This is a genomic window from Pseudomonas sp. NCIMB 10586 (assembly GCF_023127895.1).
In the GTDB taxonomy this organism is placed as follows: Bacteria; Pseudomonadota; Gammaproteobacteria; order Pseudomonadales; family Pseudomonadaceae; genus Aquipseudomonas; species Aquipseudomonas synxantha_A.
Genome location: NZ_SPKQ01000044.1, coordinates 136,938 through 137,193 on the forward strand (window position 1 = coordinate 136,938; position 256 = coordinate 137,193).

Below are 256 nucleotides of genomic sequence, written 5' to 3' on the forward strand. Positions count from 1 at the left end.
CTGGACACGCATGTTGAGGCCGCCAAGCCTGTGTTGCTGAGCAGTTCGGCGACGCCGGTCAAGGCCGTGCCGGTGGTGCCGTTGAAGGCCGGCGACACGCTGGTTTCGAACCCGGTGCCGGTGGTTCGCAACAAGACCCGACAGACCGTGTTGGTCCGTCAGGAACACGTCGATGATGTGCCTGTCGTGGCGTCGAATCCAAAAGGAGATGCGGCGGCGCCAGCGGACAAGACGGTCACCAACGGCTGCCCAGTGT

General features: G+C 64.1%; 1 protein-coding gene. It reads left to right on the forward strand.

Annotated features, from left to right (window positions below; translation table 11 throughout):
• Positions 1-256: hypothetical protein (locus E4P01_RS20030; RefSeq protein WP_248130118.1), on the forward strand; the 256-nt coding region annotated here is incomplete at both ends.